The following is a 17,894-nucleotide window of genomic DNA, read 5'->3' on the forward strand; positions in this document are numbered from 1 at the left end:
GACCGCCGCTGCCGAACAAGATCCCGCCGCGCCCGCCGGGCTGCCCCACACCGTTAACGGTCTGCCCGTTGGCGCCGTTGCCGATCAGCGGGCGCCCCACTAGCGCCTCGGTGGGTGCGTTGATCACGCCCAGCACATCCTGCTGCAGGGCCTGCAGCGGTGAGGCGCTGGCGGCCTCGGCGGCCGCGTACGCCCCCGCACCGGAATTGAGCGCCTGGACGAACTGGCTGTGAAACGCCGCCGCCTGGGCGCTGAGTGCCTGATATGCCTGGCCGTGCGTGCCGAACAAGTCCGCGATCGCGGCCGACACCTCATCGGCGGCCGCAGCCAGCACCGCGGTGGTGGGGGCCGCCGCGGCCGCGTTGGCCGCGCTGATCGTCGACCCGATGCCCGCCGCACCCGTCGCCGCCGTTGCCAGCATCTCCGGCGTTGCCATCACAAACGACATTCCGCACCCCCCGACAGTTCGGCTATCGCCTATTTGGTCACCAATGACAGTCAAAACGACAGAAGCGTATCGCGGTCACGGCAGTAAATTCCACCATTTCAGTCAAAATTCTGGTTCCGCTGTCGCCGACCCGGATCTGTGCGTTATCGAACTATGTCGAAAACGGCGTTCGCCTGTTTATGCGGTGGCGCTGACGTTCTGCGCCTACACAGTTTTGCGAGCCGCCGAGCCGGCGGGGCTGCGAATCTGGCGAGGATCCAAATAGGGGATCTGACCCCGTCCGACATTGCCCGGCACACCGCCGGCGCTATACGCATGGAACGCGCGAAAGTCAAGCATCAAAACACTGCAAGTGCTGAGGTCTCGGGTGACTTCGGCGATTCTCACCCTCGCTGGACTGTTGGCGTGCCCAAGACAGCGGAAAGCGTGGGTGTTCTGCCTTGGAGAGCCGACCGGCTGACGATTTGCACGGCTACCCTGGCGAGCACTCACGAGAATTGTCAGCGAACCCAAAGTCACCATTGTCACTGCGTCGGTCAACGACGATGGCTGCAAAAGACTCAGGCCGCGATACCCGCGATGCTGGCGGCAGCCACGACTGGACAGCCCCGTCGACTGCGCCAACGCGTACGTGCAACCCGCCCCGGCGGCATTGTCAGTGTCACCGGCCAGATTTCACAACCTCAGGCGCCGTGTGGCGGTGAATCTGCTGTCAGCTAACCCACCCGCAGATTTTAAGACGCATCTAGATCAACGGGCCACAGCACCTTTGCCTTGACGATGGATAATTACGGCGATTACATCGCTCCCGACGTTTCGTCTTCCGCTGGCTTGGCTAGGCCGGTTGTTACTAGCACAGACAGCGCTTACAACGCTGTGTCTCTGCAGCGCCGGAAGGCATGCCGGCTATGGCCAAAGAGCAGCGCAGGGGAATACCCGCCAACAAAATTGAGCATTGCCACAAGTGCCCTTGGATAAACCAACCAGACAAAACCCAAGCGGCAGCAGGCTGGGGCTCCGTGCGGTCTCCGGTAGTGGTGACGCTTTGAATCGCAATCGCTGTAGTCCGACCGCGAGCGCTGGAGCGCTGGTAATGCCCGTCGTAAGCTTTTCCGGCGATATTCACGTCCGCCGATCAATTCGCGAGGATTGCCGTGGCGGCGGAGGCCATCGGTAGTCCATCGGCAGCCAATGGCAGGACCAACCCAATGCCGTCCGCGCCCACCGAGGTTTGAATGGCTATTCGCGCAGTTACATGGCCTATTCAAGCCGGCTGGCGGCCGCTGTGGCCGCCGCGGGAGTTGGTGTGGCAGTCTCGGGGACGTGAACACCGGCGCGGATCGCCGCGTAAGGGCCCGAAGCCCCGCTTCGACGATGACGAATGGTAAACCCCGTGAAGCCGTTTCGGATTGACGTTTCCGACGACGTCCTGCAAGACCTGCGATCGCGTCTGGCGCATGCCCGTTGGCCAGAAGCCGAATGCGTGGACGACTGGAGCCAAGGCATCCCGTTGGCGTACACCCGCGAGCTGGCCGACTATTGGGCCAACAAATACGACTGGCGGTCTCGCGAGGCCGCGCTCAATCGCTTTGATCAGGCCGTCACCGAAATCGACGGGCTGGATATTCATTTCATCCATCAGCGGTCACCCCACCAGGACGCGTTCCCGCTGGTGATCACTCATGGTTGGCCGGGCTCAATAGTGGAATTTCACAAGGTCATTGAGCCGCTGACGAATCCGGCGTCCGGCTGCGCCGAAGACGCCTTCGATGTCGTATGCCCGTCACTTCCCGGGTACGGCTTCTCCGGCAAGCCCACTCACACCGGATGGGGCGTCGAAAAGATCGCCGGGGCCTGGGAGACGCTGATGCTGCGCCTTGGCTACGACCGCTACGGCGCCCAGGGCGGCGACTGGGGCGCGGCCGTGACCACACAGATAGGCAGAAACGGCGGCCACTGCGCGGCAATCCATCTGAATATGCCGATAGGGCGGCCGACAGCCGAAGCCATGGCCAATCCGACCGCGGAAGAGAAACAGGCCCTGGCCGCGCTGGCCCATCACCGAAAGTGGGGCACCGGCTATTCCAAGCAGCAGTCCACCCGTCCGCAGACATTGGGCTATGGGTTGGTCGATTCGCCGGTGGGGCAACTGGCCTGGATCGTCGAAAAGTTCTGGGCGTGGATGGATTGCGACGGGAATCCGGAGAACGTGCTCACCCGCGATGAGCTTCTCGACAACGTGATGGTGTATTGGGTGACCGGCTCCGGCGCTTCGTCGGCGCGCCTTTACTGGGAGAGCTTCGGGGTCTGGGGGCAGCTGGACCGCGTCGAATTGCCCACCGGCATTGCCGCTTTCCCCGGGGAGGTGCTTGGCGCGCCGCGGTCGTGGTGCGAGCCGGTCTACAACATCACGCACTGGACAAAGATGCCGCGCGGCGGGCACTTCGCCGCGTTCGAACAGCCGGAGCTGTTCGTCGACGACGTCCGCGCGTTCTTCGCGACGGTGCGCTGAGACGTCCTCGCCCAGAGTGAATCTGGCGACGCGACATGCCGAATCCGCGTCGCCGGTCTCACGCTCGGCGAGAAGCGCGTCCTAGACGATCCGTCTGCCCAGTCGGGCGCGAAATCGCATGTCCCACAAGTAAAGCTGATACCCGAAGATCCACAACCGGTGTGGAATCAGCCGGTCGGCCAGCCGTAGGGCCGCGAGCAGCCATTCGAACCGGCGCTGCTGACTCTCCGACCAGTCCAGCTGCATCAAGGCCCGAAACTCGGGGGCCAAGAACCCCGTCGTCGCGAACAGGTTGAGCGGCCCCGCCAGCGACCGCAACGGCCACGGCAGAAACGCCACCGACGCCACCCCGCGCAGATGCTCTCGCACCGGAGGGTCGATGCGCAGCTCGTCGAGGGAGCGCTTCCAGTACTCGTCGAACGCGACCCCGTCCGGCGGCCATGTGCGCTCCGGCACCTGCAATGTGGTACCCAACCGTTTGGCGTCGCGATAGACGGCATCGGCGGTGGCGTCATCCAGTGGGCCGTGCAAAAACTCGTGCTGGTCAACGAAATAGCGGTACAGACACGCGGCGACCCACAGCTGCAGCTTGGGGTCGAACGCGTTGTAGGAGACCGGGCTAGACGGCGTGGACCGCACCTGTCGGTGCGCGACGTCCACGGCGTCGCGGATCAAGGCCCGGTCGGACTCGGTCCCGATGGTCGCGACCGCCAGGTAGGTGCCGGTGGTCCGGGCCCGCTTGAACGGATGCTTGTACACATTGCCGCTGTCCACCGGGCTTTCCAGCACGCCATAACCCACACCCGGCAACGACAGCTGCATGATCACGTTCGCGGCGGGCAACAACATCGCCGCGGGGTTGAGCAGGTCGGCGATCCGGGTCGCGGGCCGCGTCACCGCGGATATCCGCCGCATGGCCTCATAAGTGTGAGCGTAGACCACGTATGAGACGCTGCCGGAGTGTTCGCGACGAGGGCCCGGATCGTCGGCATACTGGCCGGCTACCTGGCCGACCTCGTATTGCGCGACCCGCAACGGGGTCATCCGGTTGCGCTGTTCGGTCAAGCGGCCGCGAAATTGGAGCGGGTCAGCCACCGCGACAGCAGGATCGCCGGCGCGGTGCATGCCGGATTGATGGTCGCCGCGGTGACCACGTTGGGCACGGCCGTCCAGTCGGCGGCCACGCACCGGGGCCGGCTGTGCTCGGTTGCGGCCACCGCCACGGCCACCTGGATATCGCTGGGCGGAACCTCGTTGGCGCGCACCGGCCTGGAGATGTCGGAGCTGCTGGAGCGCGGCGACGTCGAGGCCGCGCGACGGCTGCTGCCGTCGCTGTGCGGGCGCGATCCGGCGCGGCTGGACGGCGCGGGCCTGACGCGCGCTGCGCTGGAATCGGTCGCGGAGAACACCTCCGACGCCCAAGTGGCGCCGCTGCTGTGGGCGACTGTGGGTGGGGTGCCCGCGGTGCTGGCGTACCGCGGCATCAACACGCTGGATTCTATGATCGGCCATCGCTCTCCGCGTTATCTCCGATTCGGTTGGGCCGCAGCACGATTGGACGACTTGGCCAACTATGTCGCCGCCCGGGCGACCGCGGCGCTGGTGATGGTGTGCGCACCGATTGTCGGCGGATCACCGTCTGGTGCGGTGCGGGCCTGGCGCCGCGATGCCGCCCGGCATCCCAGCCCCAACGCCGGTGTGGTCGAGGCGGCATTCGCCGGGGCGCTTGGTGTTCGGCTGGGCGGACCCACCCAGTACCACCATGAGCTGCAGATCCGGCCCACCCTCGGTGACGGCCGGCCGGCGGGCGTCGCCGACCTGCGCCGCGCTGTGGTGCTGTCGCGTGCGGTGCAGCTAGCGGCCGCCTTGCTGGTCGCGCTGGCCTACTTCCGACGGCCGTAGCGGTCGGCGAGCTTCTCCTCGACGGTCATCGGAGCCGCCGGAGTTTCAGGGGTCTCGGGGTTTTCGGGGTTTTCAGGGGCCGGCGCTTGTCGCTTTTCCTGGCGGCGGGCACGGAGCTCGGAGTAAGCGAAATACCCCAATCCGATCGGCGCGAGGATGCCGAACGCAATCCACTGGATGCCATAGGACAGAAACGGTCCGGCGTCCAGGCGGGGTATGCCGATCACTCCCACCCCGCCGGGCTGGTTGTCGACCAACTGCAGATAGGACCCGGCCAGCGGGACTTTGGTCAACGTCGCGACCTGCTCGGTGCTGATCGAATAGACTTGCTGGACACCGTCTCTGACAAACGGATCCTTGCCCATCGCGATGGGTTCGGAGTCTCGCAGCCGTGCTGTTATGGTCACCGTCTCCGCTGGCGGGCGGGGGATCGGAGGGACATGAGACCCCTCCTCCGGCCGCACATAGCCGCGGTTGACCAGCACGGTGGGCCCGTCGTCGACGACGAACGGTGCCAGCACCTCGAACACCGGATGTCCCTCGACAACCCGCAACCGGGCCAGCACCTGAACGTCCGGCAGGTAATGCCCGGTTGCCGTCACCCGACGCCACTGGTCGCTCGTAGCTGACGAATCCTGCTGTGGTAATAGGGTTTTCAGTGGCACCGGCGGAGTGTTGAGGGAATAGTCGATTTGATGGTTCTCCCGCGACGTCCTGGTGTTCTTTCCCAATTGCCAGGGCGCGAGCACCATGAAGCACAGGTAAGTGAAGGCGACAACGACCAGCGCCAGCGCTATCCAGCCCGGCCGCAGCAAAAACGCCAAGCGGCGCATCAATCGTATCCGTTCTGTGCGAGTCGCTCGTCGACCCAGTCATGCAGGCCCGGCAAGGCCGCCTCGATGACGGTGAAAACCTCCTCGAAGTCTTGCGCGTCTCCGTAGTAGGGGTCCTCGACATCGAGGGCGTAGGCGCCCGAGCGCGGGTCGAATGATCGCAGCATCCGAATCCGGTCGTCCTCGACACCCAGCTGCCGCAACATCCGAACATGGTTGCGGCCCAAGGCCACCACCAGATCGGCCGCCAGGTGGTCGGCGTCGAGCTGTGCAGCGGAGTGGGCGGTGGGGTAGCCGTGGGCACGCAGGACCCGGGTTGCCCGGTCGTCGGCGCGATTGCCGACATGCCAGTCGCCGGTGCCCGCGCTGGTCACCCGTACCGCGTCGTTCAGACCGCGTCGCCGCAGTTGGTCGGCGAACATCTTCTCGGCCATCGGCGACCGGCAGATGTTGCCGGTGCAGACGAACGTGACGTGCAGCGGATCAGACACCGAGCGTCCCCCGCAGCTCGTCGATCGTCGCGACGTGCGTGACACCGGTAGGGCTCAGCCCGTCCGGGAAGTCGGCCTTCCCGTAGCCCCAGCGGACCACCACGGTGTCGATGCCGTGAGCGGCCGCCCCGTCCACGTCGTGACTGCGGTCGCCGACCATGAGCACCCGCTCGGGCAGCGGCTGCAACTGATCGATCGCGTGCGCCAGCACCTCGACCTTGGTTTTGCGCGAGCCGTCGGGACTCGCGCCGGCGATCACCTCGAAATGCTGATCGAGCCCGAAATGGCCGAGGATGCGCTGCGCCGTCGGCTCCAACTTGGAGGTGGCCACAGCCAGCCGGACACCGGCGGCACGCAGATCGGCCAGCAGCGGCGCGATCCCGTCGAAGATGGTGTTCATCGCCCAGCCGCGGGTGCCGTACTCGGCCCGGAAGGCCGCGATCGCCTCGTCGGTATCGTCGCCGAGCTCCATCGCCCGGAAGGTGTCGTCCATCGGCGGGCCAACGATGTGGGCGGCCAGGTCGCCCTCGGGCACCGGGGCACCGATATGGCCGAGCGCATGCAGGAAGCTGGCCACGATCCCCGCCGCGGAGTCGGTAAGGGTGCCGTCGAGATCGAAGATCACCAGCTGCGGCGCCGAGACTGTGCCTGTCACAAATCCATTGTCGGTGATGGGATCGCTGTGCAAACTTCTGGTCGGGTCAATCCCCGGGACCGGGCTCTGCGATCACGGGGTTCTCCAGGGTCCCGATCTTGTCGATCTCGACCCGCACGATATCGCCTGGCTTCAGGTACATGCCGGGTCTACGCCAGGCAATACCGCTGGGGGTGCCGGTCGACAGGACGTCACCGACTTCAACGGTGAAGGCGCTGGAGAGGTAGGACACCTGTTCGTAGATGTCGAATATCATGTCCCCGGTTCGTCCGTCCTGCCGGAGGTCGTCGTTGACATAGGTGCGCAGTCCGAGGTCCAACGGGTCCCCGATTTCGTCAGGAGTCACGATCCAAGGCCCGATCGGACCGTGAGTGTCGAAGGACTTGCTCACGACCATCCCGGGTTCGAGTGCTTGCCAATCGCGAACGCTCACGTCGTTGACGATCGTGAACCCGGCAATCACATCGAGGACCGCCGGCTCTCGTTCGGGACGTACTTGCACCGTCGCCCTATCACCATCGCCAGCTCGCCTTCGTAGTCGATCTCATCAGGAGCGATCCTGGGAATCCAGACGCCGTCGCCTGGACCGACGATGCAGCTCTGCTGCTTGTTGAACCAAACCTGCCGAGTCGGCCGGGGGGTGTTCGTTTCTTCGAGATGTTGAGGATTGTTGTAGCCGATCGCCAAGAACTTGGCGGGCGAGGCACCGGCGGGGCAAGCTTCACGCTTGACAGCGGCAAGCGCGGCGCCAACGAGGAGTTGACGGACGCTGCCTCGTGGGGACCCCGCTCCAAGAGATCGATCATGGTTGCCAGTGCGGGATCCGCGCTTCAAGCTTCATTTCGAATCCGTTTCGCTGACTTCTGGCTGGGTTGGCTCACCTGCACGATCGCAATCCTAGGTGTCGCGCTGGTCTGTTTGTGGTGTAGCGGGTTACGGGGGAGCCGTGGCGCTAATGCAGCGGTCGAGTGATTGTCTGTGAGGCGGCCCATTAGTGTTTCACGGATGGCGACTCTGCACCCGAGCCCGCCTGCGGCGGCCCGCTACCACGGTGATCAGGCCGTCGCGCCCGGGATGCTGGATTTCGCCGTCAACGTCCGTCATGCACAGCCGCCGGACTGGCTGGTCCAGCGGTTGGTCGCGCGGCTGCCGGATCTAGGACGCTACCCGAGCGTCGACGACGTGCACCGGTCGCAAGATGCGGTCGCCGAGCGGCACGGCCGACCACGCGATGAGGTCCTGGCGCTGGCCGGGGCCGCGGAAGGGTTCGCCCTATTACCCAACCTGCGTCCGGCGCGGGCGGTGATAATTGCGCCCTCGTTCACCGAGCCGGCGGTGGCCCTGACCGCGGCCGGGGTGCCCGTGCACCACGTCGTTCTGAAGCCGCCGTTCGGCCTGGACGGCGTGGACGTTCCCGCCGGCGCCGACCTCGTCGTGGTGGGCAATCCGACCAACCCCACCTCGGTGTTGCACACCCGCGAGCGGTTGCTCGCGTTGCGCCGGCCCGGGCGGATTCTGGTGGTCGACGAGGCGTTCGCGGATTCGGTTCCCGGCGAGCCGGCATCGCTGGCCGGCGACTCGCTGCCCGATGTGCTGGTGCTGCGCAGCCTGACGAAGACGTGGTCTTTGGCCGGACTGCGGGTGGGCTACGCCCTGGGCTCGCCGGAGTTGCTGGCGCGGTTGACCGCACAGCGCGCCCACTGGCCGGTGGGAACGCTGCAACTGACGGCCATCGAGGCCTGTTGTCGCCCGCAGGCCGTCGCCGACGCGGCGGCCGATGCGATCCGGTTGGCGGCTTCGCGCGCCGAGATGGCGGCCGGCCTGCGATCGGTGGGCGCCGACGTGGTCGATGGCCGGGCCCCGTTCGTGTTGTTCAGCAGGCGCGATGGCGAGCGGATACGAAACGGCCTGCACAACAAGGGGATTGCCATTCGTCGGTGTGATACGTTCGTCGGCTTGGACGGGCGGTATCTGCGGGCGGCGGTGCGCCGGGAGTGGCCGCTGCTGGTCGAGGCCATCTCGGAGATGACGATCGACGGGAGCTACCGGTGAGCGTGCGGCTGGCCGACGTCGTCGAAGTTCTGGACGAGGCCTACCCGCCGCGGCTTGCCCAACCGTGGGATTCGGTCGGCCTGGTGTGCGGCGATCCCGACGACGTGCTGGACTCGGTGACCGTTGCGGTCGATGCGACGCCGGCGGTCGTCGACGAAATTCCCGAAAACGGGCTGTTGCTCGCGCATCACCCGTTGCTGTTGCGCGGGGTCGATACGGTGGCGGCCAGCACGCCCAAGGGTGCACTCGTGCACCGCTTGATTCGGACCGGGCGTTCACTGTTCACCGCGCACACCAACGCCGACTCGGCGTCACCGGGTGTGTCCGACGCGCTGGCCCACGCTGTTGGCCTCACCGTCGAGGCCGTGCTCGAGCCACTGACGGCTGCTGCCGATCTCGACAAGTGGGTCGTCTACGTGCCGCGTGAGAACGCAGAAGCGGTGCAGGCGGCCGTCTTTGCGGCCGGCGCCGGCCACATCGGCGACTATTCGCACTGCAGCTGGAGCGTCAGCGGTATCGGGCAGTTCCTGCCGCAGGAAGGGGCGTCGCCGGCGGTGGGCAGCGTCGGCACCGTGGAGCGGGTGGCCGAGGACCGGTTCGAGGTCGTCGCGCCGGCGCGGGCGCGGAGCGGTGTCTTGGCGGCGATGCGCGCCGCCCATCCCTACGAAGAGCCGGCGTTCGACATCTTCGCGCTGGTGCCCCCGCCCGGCGACGCCGGCTTGGGCCGCATCGGCACGCTGGCACACCCCGAACCGCTGCGCACCTTCGTCTCCCGCGTCAGCGCCGCGCTGCCGCGGACGTCCTGGGGTGTGCGGGCGGCGGGGGATCCCGACCTTCCGGTGTCGCGGGTCGCCGTCTGCGGCGGCGCCGGGGACTCGTTGCTGGCCGCCGCGGCCGGCGCGGACGTGCAGGCCTATGTCACGGCCGATCTGCGGCACCACCCGGCCGACGAGCATCGCCGGGCGTCGAACGTGGCCCTGGTCGACGTCGCGCACTGGGCAAGCGAATTCCCATGGTGCGAGCAGGCCGCCGATATTCTGCGGTCCCGTTTCGGTGCGGCGCTACCCGTGCGGGTGTGCACAATCCGCACCGACCCTTGGAATGTCGAGTATCTCGGCAACGACAACGGAAGAGTTCGGTCATGAAAGCTGAAGTAACACAGCAACTTTCGCTACTAGAGTTGTCGAAGCTCGACGCCGAGCTGTCCCGTATCGCGCACCGGGCCACCCATCTGCCGCAGCAAGAGGCCTATCAGCGTATGCAGGCCGAATACAACGAGGCCGGTGACCGACTGGGCGCGGTTCGAATTGCGCTGGAAGATCTAAACGCTCAAGCGTCGCGATTCGAGTCGGAAATCGAGGCGGTGCGCCAGCGCGAAGACCGCGACCGATCGTTGCTCAAATCGGGTGCAATCGACGCCAAGCAACTGTCGGATCTCCAGCACGAGCTGGAGACCCTGCTTCGCCGTCAAACCAGCCTGGAAGATTCCCTGCTGGATGTGATGGAGAGCCGCGAGGAACTGCAGGCCGAGCTGGCTGCCGAGCAGGGGACGGTCGAGACGCTGGAGTCCGAGATGGCCAGCGCCCGCCAGGCCCTCGACGCCGCACTCGCCGAAATCGATCAGGCCCGCGTTGAACATTCGTCGCGACGTGACACGCTGACCGCGACGCTGGATCCCGCCCTGTCCGCCATTTACGAACGACAGCGCGCCGGGGGAGGGCCGGGCGCTGGGCCATTGCTGGGACACCGGTGCGGCGCCTGCCGAATCGAAATCGGCCGCGGGGAACTGTCCCGCATCTCGGCCGCCGCCGAAGACGAACTGGTGCGATGCCCGGAGTGTGGCGCAATCCTGTTGCGGGTCAAGGGATTCGATAAGTGAAAGTCGTCATCGAGGCCGACGGCGGGTCGCGGGGCAACCCCGGACCGGCCGGATACGGCGCGGTGGTTTGGAACGCGGACCACTCGACCGTGCTGGCGGAGGCCAAACAGGCCGTCGGCCGGGCCACGAACAATGTCGCCGAATACCGAGGACTGATTGCCGGTTTGGACGAGGCCCTACAACTGGGTGCCACCGAGGCCGCGGTCTTCCTGGATTCCAAGCTGCTGGTGGAGCAGATGTCCGGGCGGTGGAAGGTCAAGCACCCCGACCTGGTCGAGCTCCACGCCCAGGCGCGGAAGCTCGCGTCACGGTTCGACCGGATCAGCTACACGTGGATTCCCCGGGATCGCAACTCGTACGCCGATGGGTTGGCCAACGAGGCGATGGACGCCGCGGCCGGTGTGGATGACCCGGCCTCGGAAGCGGATGTACCCGCGCCGGCCGTTGCCGAGTCGGCGAAAACCGTTGCGATGCAACCCCACGCAGCGCCGGGCTGGACGGGCGCGCGCGGTACGGCGACCAGGCTGCTGCTGCTTCGTCACGGGCAGACCGAGTTGTCAGCGCAGCGCCGCTATTCGGGACGCGGCAACCCTGCGCTGACCGACGTGGGCCGGCAGCAGGCGAGGGCTGCGGCGCGGTACTTGGCGCAACGCGGCGGGATCGCCGCGGTGTTCTCCTCGCCACTGCAACGGGCCTATGACACCGCGGCGACGGCCGCCAAGGCCCTTGGCCTGGATGTCACCGTCGACGACGACTTGATCGAGACCGATTTCGGCGCCTGGGAGGGGTTGACGTTCAACGAGGCCGCCCAGCACGATCCGGAGCTGCACCGACGCTGGCTGCGCGATACCAGCACCACGCCACCGGGCGGTGAGAGCTTCGACTCGGTGCTCGACCGGGTGCTGAGGGCACGCGGACGGATCATCGCCGCTCACGAGGGCACGACCGTGCTGGTGGTGTCGCATGTGACGCCGATCAAGACGCTGCTGCGGCTGGCGCTGGACACCGGTCCGGGCATTCTGTACCGGCTGCACCTTGACCTGGCGTCGTTGAGCATCGCCGAGTTCTATTCCGACGGTGCGTCTTCGGTGCGGCTGGTGAACCAAACCGGGTATCTTTAGCACGGTTAAGGAGACAACATGCCGCCGTCTCAACCAGACGATGAATCTCGAAGCGCTGTACCTGAGGATGTCCGGGCGCGGGTGATGCCGGCGGTGCTCGACGAGTTGGCCCGTTGGGGCGTCGAGCGGTTCAGCATCGAGGCCTTGGCGGGGCGTCACCACCTCGATGCGGCGATGGTCTACCGGTACTGGGGCGGCCGCCAAGGGCTAATCTTCGATGCGGTTCTCGCCGATGTCGAGGCGTTGAGTTCGTTGACGGACACCGGCTCGTTGCGCGGCGACCTACTGGCTTTAGCGCGCAGGGTGACCGATCGCATCAATTCCGAGGTCGGCCGCACTTTACTGCGGGCGCTGGTCTTGGATCGTCATGAGTATCACGACGAAGACACCCGAATGAGGTTTTGGCGGGCGCATTTCGCTGCCGTGCGCGCGGTCGTGGATCGGGCCGGGGAGCGTGGCGAATTGCGCGAGGGCGTGAACACACTGGCTGCCGTGCAGATCGTCCTGGCGCCGCTCTACGTTCGTGTTATTTACTCTGACGCCGGTGTCGACGACGACTACTGCGCGGCCATTGCCGACCTGGCGTGGCATGCGCTCCGCAAATAGGTACGGCTCAAGCCGGGCTGAACTCGACGGGCAACGCCGCCGGTGAGCGGAACGCCACCCCCATGACATGCGGCGCGGGAGCGTTCGGGTCCAGCCGCAGGTCGGGCAGCCGGTCGAGCAGCGCGTTGAGCGCCACCGTCGCCTCCATTCGTGCCAGGTGCATGCCCAGGCACAGGTGCGGGCCGCCGCCGAACGTCAGGTGGGCGATGTTCTTGCGGGTGGGATCGAAGCGGTCGGGGTCCGGGTAACGCATCGGGTCCCGGTTGGCGGCCGCGACGCTGACGCTGACGTTCGTTCCCGCCGGGATCGCGACCCCGCCGAGCTCGCAGTCGCGGACCGCCCGTCGCACCACCGTCGTGATCGGCGGCTCCCAGCGCAGCGCCTCCTCGAAGGCGCCGCGGAGCATGCTGCGATCCGCGCGCAACGCGTCCAGCAGCGCCGGCTCGGTGAGGAGGGCGACCAGTAGGTTGCCCGAGGCACGGTAGGTCGTCTCCACCCCGGCGGGCAGGATCAGCAGCAAGAACGCGAAGATCTCGTCGTCGGTCAGGCGCGCGCCGTCGATCTCGGATTCCGCCAGCGTGCTGATCAGGTCGTCCTGCGGGTTCCGGCGCCGTGCGGCGAGGGCCTCGGTGAAGTAGGCCTTCAGCGAGGCGGACGCGGCGATCCCGCGATCCCAGTCGTAGACCACATTGAGCAACTCGATCGACAGCCGCTGGAAGCGCAGGTAATCCTCCCGTGTCAGGCCCATGATCCGGGCGATGACCTGGACCGGAAATGCGAAGGTGAACTCGCGGGCCAGCTCGGCTCGTCCGCGTGGCGCGAACCGGTCGATGAGCTCATGGACCACCACCTCGACTAGCTCACCGCGCCACCGCTCGAGCAGCGCCGTGCGGAACGACGGCGACACCAGCGCACGGCTGGCGCGATGCTCGGGTCCCTCGAGTTCGAGCAGGGTGCGCCCCATCACCGGGCCCATGATCTGGTCGTAAATCGAGGAGGAGAAGGTGTCCGGGTGGGTGAGCACCGTCTGGCACTCGTCGTATCCGAGCACTGTCACCCCGAGGTCGCCAACCTGCCCGGAGCTGATCTCGGCGAACGGATTTCCGTGCATCACCCGGTGTTTGGCTCGCGCCTCGCGCAGCCGCTCGTGCACATTTTCGACCTGCATGAGCAGCCCGCCCTGCAATTCGGCCGGGTCGAATTCGCCGGTGGCCAGGTCAGCCACGAGCCGACACCGTCCGCGTGTCACGGCCCGACCGCAACACGGTGCCGGGCAGGGCCCCGGTGGCGGCGCCGTCGCGGCACACCTCGACACCACCGACCAGCACCGAGCTGATCCCGTACGCGTCGGCGACCAACCGCGGCGCACCCGAGGGAAGGTCGTAGCGGGTGCGCTCGGGCCCGTGGTCGATGGTCGCCGGGTCGAACATCACCAGATCGGCGTGCCAGCCGGGCGCGATCCGACCGCGTTCGGCCAGCCCGTAGAACCGGGCCGGCACGTCGGTGATCAATCGGACGGCTTCCTCGAGCGTCACCACCTGGTGCTCGCGGACGCCGCGGCCGAGCAGCGAGGTCGTGTAGATCGCGCCGCACATCATGTCGAGGTGGGCGCCGGCGTCCGAGCCGCCGATCACCGCACCCGGGTGACGCCACACCTGCGCGCGCATCCGCCAGTCGGCCGCATCGTCGCCGGTCAGCCGTGGGCTGAGCCCGGTGCGCAGCTCGTCGGCGATCACGATGTTCAACAGCGTGTCGAATGGCTCGCCGCCGCGGGCGGCGGCGACCTCGCCGACGCTGCGGCCGGTGGCGTCGGCGTTCTCGGTGGCGAATGTCTCGACGATGATCAGCCGATCCCATTGCGCCAGGCCGCGCAGCATGCCCGCCTCTTTGGAGGCGGCACCTTCGGCGAGGCGGCGACGCACCTCCGGGTCGGCGAGCGCGGTCAGCCGCTCGGGCACCGGCAGATGCATGGTGTCCCGCCAGCCGGGCAGCCCGTCGAGCACGAATCCGGACAGGAATGAGAGCCGGATCTTCATGGCTTGCGGCAAGGTGAGCGCCACCACCCGGCCACCGCGTTCGGCGGCGACCTCGAAGGCACGCAACTGCCGCCGGTGGCCGTCCGGGTTGGCCGCCGAGACGCCCAGCAGGTTCCAGTTCAGCGGCCGGTCGGCGGCGACGGACATGTCGGTGAGCAGCGCGATGTCGTCGTCGGTGAAGCCCGATAGGCAGCCGGGAATGATCGCTTCGAGCGTGGTGCCCGGATGGTCGCGCACGGTGGCCGCCAGCGCCACCAGTTCCTCGCGCGACGCGCTGCGGGACGGCACCGGCTGGCCGGCGCCGTCGTTGTGGGTCGGCGACTGCGACGTTGACAGCCCGAGCGCACCGGCGTCCAGTGCGTCGTGAAGCAGCGCGACCATCCGCTCTAACTGCTTTTGCGTCGCGCCACCGCCGATGGCGTCGCTGCCCATCGCCGCCAGGCGGAGTGCCGAATGGCCAACCAGGAAGCCGGCATTGACAGCGATGCGGCCGTCGAGGCGGTCGAGCCAGTCGCCGAATGATGCCCATCCCCAGTCGAGGCCGGCCCGCAGCGCGTCGAGCGGCATCCCTTCCACCCGCGCGAGCATCCGGGTGAGGTAGTCGTGTTGGTCGGATGCCGCGGGTGCCAGCGTGAAGCCGCAGTTGCCGCCGAAGACCGTGGTGACCCCATGCTGCACCGACGGGCTCGCGGTCGGGTCCCAGAACAGCTGCGCATCGTAGTGCGTGTGCAGGTCGACGAAGCCCGGCGCCAGCGTCTGCCCTTGGGCGTCAACGGTCTTCGCGGCCGGCTCGTCGACCCGACCCACCTGGCCGACCGACACAATGCGTCCGTTACTGACGCCGACATCGCCATGGCTAGCGGGTGCGCCGGTGCCGTCGACGATCTCGGCGTCGCGGATGAGCAGGTCGAGCATTAAGGCCTCCTACGCTGTGGCCAGCCACCCGTCGTCCGGCAGTGGGTGGCGGAACAGCTGCGCCGCATTGCGGTGGGTGATCCGGGCCGCGTCCTCCGCCGACAGGCCGGCGACGTTGCGCGCCACGACCTGTTGGGTGTCCGGCCAGGTGGAGTCGGCGTGCGGATAGTCGCTCTCGACGAGGATGCGGTCGGCCCCGACCGCGTCCAGCGCGCCGGATGCGTGCGGGTCGTCGATCGAGCAGAACCAGAAGTTGCGCCGCAGCACTTCGCTGGGCCGCAGATCACCCTTCCAGGATCCGCCATCCCGGCCCGAAGCAGAGTGTGCGAGAACATAATCCGCCCGATCCGCCAGCATTGCCACCCAGCCCAGCCCAGCCTCGGACATGGCGATGTTCAGTCGCGGGAAGCGGACTGGGATGCCCGACCACAGCATGTCGGCGCAGGCCACCAGACCGTTTGCCGGAAACAAGGTCGTGATGGTCTCGAACGGGGTGTCCGGCGCGGGAATCGGCGCCCACTGGGCGGATCCGGTGTGCAGGCACACGACGGTGTCCGTCTCCTCGCAGGCGGCAAAGAACGGGTCCCACGCTCGGCTGTGCAGACTCGGAATCCCACACTGGGCAGGTAGCTCCGGGAAGCTCACCGCCTTGAAACCGCGTGCGGCGTTGCGGCGCAGCTCTTCGGTCGCCAGCTGCGGATCGGCCAGCCACGGCAGTTGCAGCGGAATGATGCGCTCGGGGAAGCTGCCGGCCCACACCTCGAGATGCCAGTCGTTCCAGGCCCGCAGCACGGCGAGCCCCAGCTCCGGATCGTCGCTCTTCCAGAACACGGTCCCGGCGAATCCCGCGATCAGCGAGGGGAAATTCAGCGACGCCCAGATCCCGGCCAGGTCCATGTCAGCGATCCGGGCCTTGATGTCCCAGCAGCCGCGCCGCATCTCGTCGAAGCGGGCGGCCTCCATGCTCCACTCGTCGCGCGGACGCCCGATCACCGCGTTGAGCCCGATGTTCGGGTAGTCGCGGTCCTCGTAACGCCAGACCTGCCGGCCGTCGTCGGTCTCAACAATCCGTGGCGCCCGGTCGGCCAGCGCGGGAGGCAGCCGGCCGTCGAACATGTCGGGTGGCTCGATGACGTGGTCGTCGACGGAGATCAGCACGTGCTGCCGCTCGCGGGGAGCGGGGTCCGGCAGCAGCGCCATACCTGACGACTATCGTCGGTTTTCGGCGGCTGTCAACGCTATGAATGCGATCGGCTCACGTCTATATGACTCCACGACTGATGAGAATCGCGCGTATTTCCGAAAATCTCGTTTGGGTTTTGTCGTACTCGTAGCCCTCGACAACGTCGACCCAGTCATCGGCTTGATTGATCGCAAACTCGGCAGCCGCGGCGAGTGCTCCGTAGAACGCCGTTGCGACATCATCGGTCCACATGATCCACACTCCGAGCGCGTTTTCGCAGAGCGCGCCGATTGACGCGAAGAAGCTGTCAGGCCCACCGTTGGCCAGATCGGGATTCAAGAAGTACAAGAGATGCGGGAACTCCGCATACAAACTTTGTAAGAAGGCGGCGATCGACGGATTCACATAAGGATGACTTTCCGGAACCTCTGCGAAGGTCAGGACAACCGATCCGCGCCAGTCTCGGGCCAGTTCGGGATCAGCACCAACATCGGTCAGAACACTGCGCACTGCACTGATGTCTTCAACGCGCCACTCACTCGCCGGGACGTTGATCCGCCGCAGGGTGGTCATTGCGCGGCCTGAGAGTCGTGCGCCAAGTCATAAGCCATTCTGGGGTCTGCACATAGATATTCAGCGAGACAGCGTGATTGCCTGCTCCGGGCAGTTTTGCTCGGCGTCCGCGGCCTGCGCCTCAAGCTCACCGGAGACGTTCTCGACCAGCACGACCGCGTGCCCGACGTCGTCGGCATCGAAGATCTTCGGCGCCAACGTGTAGCAGCGCCCGTGCCCCTCACAGCGGTCTGCGTCCACACAGACTTGTGTCATCAGCGCCGCTCCTCCTCATCGCTTCGCTCTGCATCGTCGCCGGCGCGACTCACGTGGCCACCGGGAAGGTCAACGGCAGCGATTCCACCGACCGCAGTGCGGCGGTGTAGCTCAGCTCGGTGCCGGGCTTGATCTCGTAATCGGGGATGCGCCGGTGGAATTCGCGCAACGCTACCCGCAGCTCCATGCGGGCCAGGTGCGAACCCAGGCAGCGGTGCGGACCCCCGCCGAAGGCGCGGTGCCGGTTCGGGTTGCGTCGGAAGTCCACCAGCTCGGGGTCGGGGAACTCGGCGGGGTCGGTGTTCGCCGCGCCCAGCAGCGGGCTGACCCGCTCCCCCTTGCTGATCGGGCAGCCACCCACCACGACGTCGTCCATGGCGACCCGTACGACGCCGGGCACCGGTGTCTCCCAACGCAACAACTCCTCGATGGC

20 protein-coding genes are annotated in these 17,894 nt (G+C 66.9%); 7 read left to right on the forward strand and 13 right to left on the reverse strand.

Going from position 1 to position 17,894, the window contains the following annotated elements; genetic code table 11:
* On the reverse strand, window positions 1-448 hold a 448-nt coding region (locus ACLP4W_RS23310; protein WP_442389764.1), incomplete at its 3' end, for a PE family protein.
* Between the two features lie 1,393 nt (window positions 449-1,841).
* On the opposite strand from ACLP4W_RS23310, the gene ACLP4W_RS23315 reads away from it, so the two are divergent.
* Window positions 1,842-2,960 (forward strand): epoxide hydrolase family protein, encoded by a 1,119-nt coding sequence (locus ACLP4W_RS23315; RefSeq protein ID WP_442389765.1) that lies wholly within the window; start codon window positions 1,842-1,844, stop codon window positions 2,958-2,960.
* Between the two features lie 81 nt (window positions 2,961-3,041).
* Here the strand turns inward: ACLP4W_RS23315 and ACLP4W_RS23320 are convergent, their stop codons facing one another.
* Window positions 3,042-3,857, reverse strand: coding sequence for an oxygenase MpaB family protein (locus tag ACLP4W_RS23320; RefSeq protein WP_442389783.1), 816 nt, complete (start codon window positions 3,855-3,857; stop codon window positions 3,042-3,044).
* 63 nt (window positions 3,858-3,920) lie between these two features.
* On the opposite strand from ACLP4W_RS23320, the gene ACLP4W_RS23325 reads away from it, so the two are divergent.
* On the forward strand, window positions 3,921-4,862 hold the full coding sequence (locus tag ACLP4W_RS23325) for a cobalamin biosynthesis protein (protein ID WP_442389766.1): 942 nt from the start codon (window positions 3,921-3,923) through the stop codon (window positions 4,860-4,862).
* On the opposite strand, the gene ACLP4W_RS23330 is transcribed toward ACLP4W_RS23325, so the two are convergent.
* From ACLP4W_RS23330 to ACLP4W_RS23350, 5 genes are read right to left on the reverse strand one after another with little or no spacing between them, the layout of a single operon-like run.
* On the reverse strand, window positions 4,844-5,695 hold the full coding sequence (locus ACLP4W_RS23330; protein ID WP_442389767.1) for an SURF1 family cytochrome oxidase biogenesis protein: 852 nt from the start codon (window positions 5,693-5,695) through the stop codon (window positions 4,844-4,846). The genes ACLP4W_RS23325 and ACLP4W_RS23330 overlap by 19 nt on opposite strands.
* Entirely contained in the window at window positions 5,695-6,186 is a 492-nt protein-coding gene (locus tag ACLP4W_RS23335) for a low molecular weight protein-tyrosine-phosphatase (protein WP_442389768.1), read from the reverse strand. Before ACLP4W_RS23335 ends, ACLP4W_RS23330 begins: the two co-directional genes overlap by 1 nt.
* The gene (locus ACLP4W_RS23340) at window positions 6,179-6,841 is read right to left on the reverse strand and encodes an HAD-IA family hydrolase (RefSeq protein ID WP_442389769.1); all 663 of its coding nucleotides are present in this window, start codon (window positions 6,839-6,841) and stop codon (window positions 6,179-6,181) included. Before ACLP4W_RS23340 ends, ACLP4W_RS23335 begins: the two co-directional genes overlap by 8 nt.
* 46 nt (window positions 6,842-6,887) lie before the next feature.
* Window positions 6,888-7,343 carry a fumarylacetoacetate hydrolase family protein gene (locus ACLP4W_RS23345; RefSeq protein ID WP_442389770.1) on the reverse strand — a complete coding sequence of 152 codons (456 nt, stop codon included), beginning with the start codon at window positions 7,341-7,343 and terminating at the stop codon, window positions 6,888-6,890.
* Entirely contained in the window at window positions 7,301-7,675 is a 375-nt protein-coding gene (locus ACLP4W_RS23350) for a fumarylacetoacetate hydrolase family protein (protein WP_442389771.1), read from the reverse strand. Before ACLP4W_RS23350 ends, ACLP4W_RS23345 begins: the two co-directional genes overlap by 43 nt.
* A 171-nt stretch (window positions 7,676-7,846) precedes the next feature.
* Here ACLP4W_RS23350 and cobC point away from each other — a divergent pair, with 171 nt between their 5' ends.
* The 5 genes from cobC to ACLP4W_RS23375 are packed head-to-tail and all read left to right on the forward strand — an operon-like array spanning window position 7,847 to window position 12,499.
* Window positions 7,847-8,893, forward strand: a complete 1,047-nt coding sequence (cobC, locus tag ACLP4W_RS23355) for an Rv2231c family pyridoxal phosphate-dependent protein CobC (RefSeq protein WP_442389772.1) — start codon at window positions 7,847-7,849, stop codon at window positions 8,891-8,893.
* Window positions 8,890-10,038: a Nif3-like dinuclear metal center hexameric protein gene (locus ACLP4W_RS23360; protein ID WP_442389773.1), complete on the forward strand. Its 1,149-nt coding sequence runs from the start codon at window positions 8,890-8,892 to the stop codon at window positions 10,036-10,038. The genes cobC and ACLP4W_RS23360 overlap by 4 nt, the downstream gene beginning before the upstream one ends.
* The gene (locus ACLP4W_RS23365) at window positions 10,035-10,772 is read left to right on the forward strand and encodes a zinc ribbon domain-containing protein (protein WP_442389774.1); all 738 of its coding nucleotides are present in this window, start codon (window positions 10,035-10,037) and stop codon (window positions 10,770-10,772) included. The genes ACLP4W_RS23360 and ACLP4W_RS23365 overlap by 4 nt, the downstream gene beginning before the upstream one ends.
* Window positions 10,769-11,893, forward strand: a complete 1,125-nt coding sequence (locus tag ACLP4W_RS23370; protein ID WP_442389775.1) for a bifunctional RNase H/acid phosphatase — start codon at window positions 10,769-10,771, stop codon at window positions 11,891-11,893. Before ACLP4W_RS23365 ends, ACLP4W_RS23370 begins: the two co-directional genes overlap by 4 nt.
* A gap of 18 nt (window positions 11,894-11,911) precedes the next feature.
* Window positions 11,912-12,499 (forward strand): TetR-like C-terminal domain-containing protein, encoded by a 588-nt coding sequence (locus ACLP4W_RS23375; RefSeq protein WP_442389776.1) that lies wholly within the window; start codon window positions 11,912-11,914, stop codon window positions 12,497-12,499.
* 7 nt (window positions 12,500-12,506) lie between these two features.
* Here the strand turns inward: ACLP4W_RS23375 and ACLP4W_RS23380 are convergent, their stop codons facing one another.
* The 6 genes from ACLP4W_RS23380 to ACLP4W_RS23405 form a co-directional block, all read right to left on the reverse strand.
* Window positions 12,507-13,724, reverse strand: a complete 1,218-nt coding sequence (locus ACLP4W_RS23380; protein ID WP_442389777.1) for a cytochrome P450 — start codon at window positions 13,722-13,724, stop codon at window positions 12,507-12,509.
* On the reverse strand, window positions 13,717-15,450 hold the full coding sequence (locus ACLP4W_RS23385) for an N-acyl-D-amino-acid deacylase family protein (protein WP_442389778.1): 1,734 nt from the start codon (window positions 15,448-15,450) through the stop codon (window positions 13,717-13,719). Before ACLP4W_RS23385 ends, ACLP4W_RS23380 begins: the two co-directional genes overlap by 8 nt.
* Window positions 15,451-15,459: 9 nt before the next feature.
* Window positions 15,460-16,650, reverse strand: coding sequence for an amidohydrolase family protein (locus ACLP4W_RS23390; protein WP_442389779.1), 1,191 nt, complete (start codon window positions 16,648-16,650; stop codon window positions 15,460-15,462).
* Between the two features lie 61 nt (window positions 16,651-16,711).
* Entirely contained in the window at window positions 16,712-17,206 is a 495-nt protein-coding gene (locus ACLP4W_RS23395; RefSeq protein WP_442389780.1) for a hypothetical protein, read from the reverse strand.
* A 60-nt stretch (window positions 17,207-17,266) separates the two neighbouring features.
* A complete protein-coding gene (locus tag ACLP4W_RS23400) occupies window positions 17,267-17,461 on the reverse strand; it encodes a ferredoxin (RefSeq protein ID WP_442389781.1) in 195 nt (64 codons plus the stop codon).
* 49 nt (window positions 17,462-17,510) lie between these two features.
* Window positions 17,511-17,894 (reverse strand): cytochrome P450 (locus ACLP4W_RS23405; protein WP_442389782.1); only part of this gene is annotated, 384 nt, incomplete at its 5' end.

Source organism: Mycobacterium sp., assembly GCF_052145595.1.
Classification (GTDB): Bacteria; Actinomycetota; Actinomycetes; order Mycobacteriales; family Mycobacteriaceae; genus Mycobacterium.

What these genes read in the sequence shown, in the direction of transcription:
- ACLP4W_RS23330 (WP_442389767.1), bottom strand. Translation starts at nt 5,695, where the DNA reads ATGCGCCGCTTGGCGTTTTTGCTGCGGCCGGGCTGGATAGCGCTGGCG.
- cobC (WP_442389772.1), top strand. Translation starts at nt 7,847, where the DNA reads ATGGCGACTCTGCACCCGAGCCCGCCTGCGGCGGCCCGCTACCACGGT.
- ACLP4W_RS23365 (WP_442389774.1), top strand. Translation starts at nt 10,035, where the DNA reads ATGAAAGCTGAAGTAACACAGCAACTTTCGCTACTAGAGTTGTCGAAG.
- ACLP4W_RS23375 (WP_442389776.1), top strand. Translation starts at nt 11,912, where the DNA reads ATGCCGCCGTCTCAACCAGACGATGAATCTCGAAGCGCTGTACCTGAG.
- ACLP4W_RS23385 (WP_442389778.1), bottom strand. Translation starts at nt 15,450, where the DNA reads ATGCTCGACCTGCTCATCCGCGACGCCGAGATCGTCGACGGCACCGGC.
- ACLP4W_RS23390 (WP_442389779.1), bottom strand. Translation starts at nt 16,650, where the DNA reads ATGGCGCTGCTGCCGGACCCCGCTCCCCGCGAGCGGCAGCACGTGCTG.
- ACLP4W_RS23395 (WP_442389780.1), bottom strand. Translation starts at nt 17,206, where the DNA reads ATGACCACCCTGCGGCGGATCAACGTCCCGGCGAGTGAGTGGCGCGTT.
- ACLP4W_RS23400 (WP_442389781.1), bottom strand. Translation starts at nt 17,461, where the DNA reads ATGACACAAGTCTGTGTGGACGCAGACCGCTGTGAGGGGCACGGGCGC.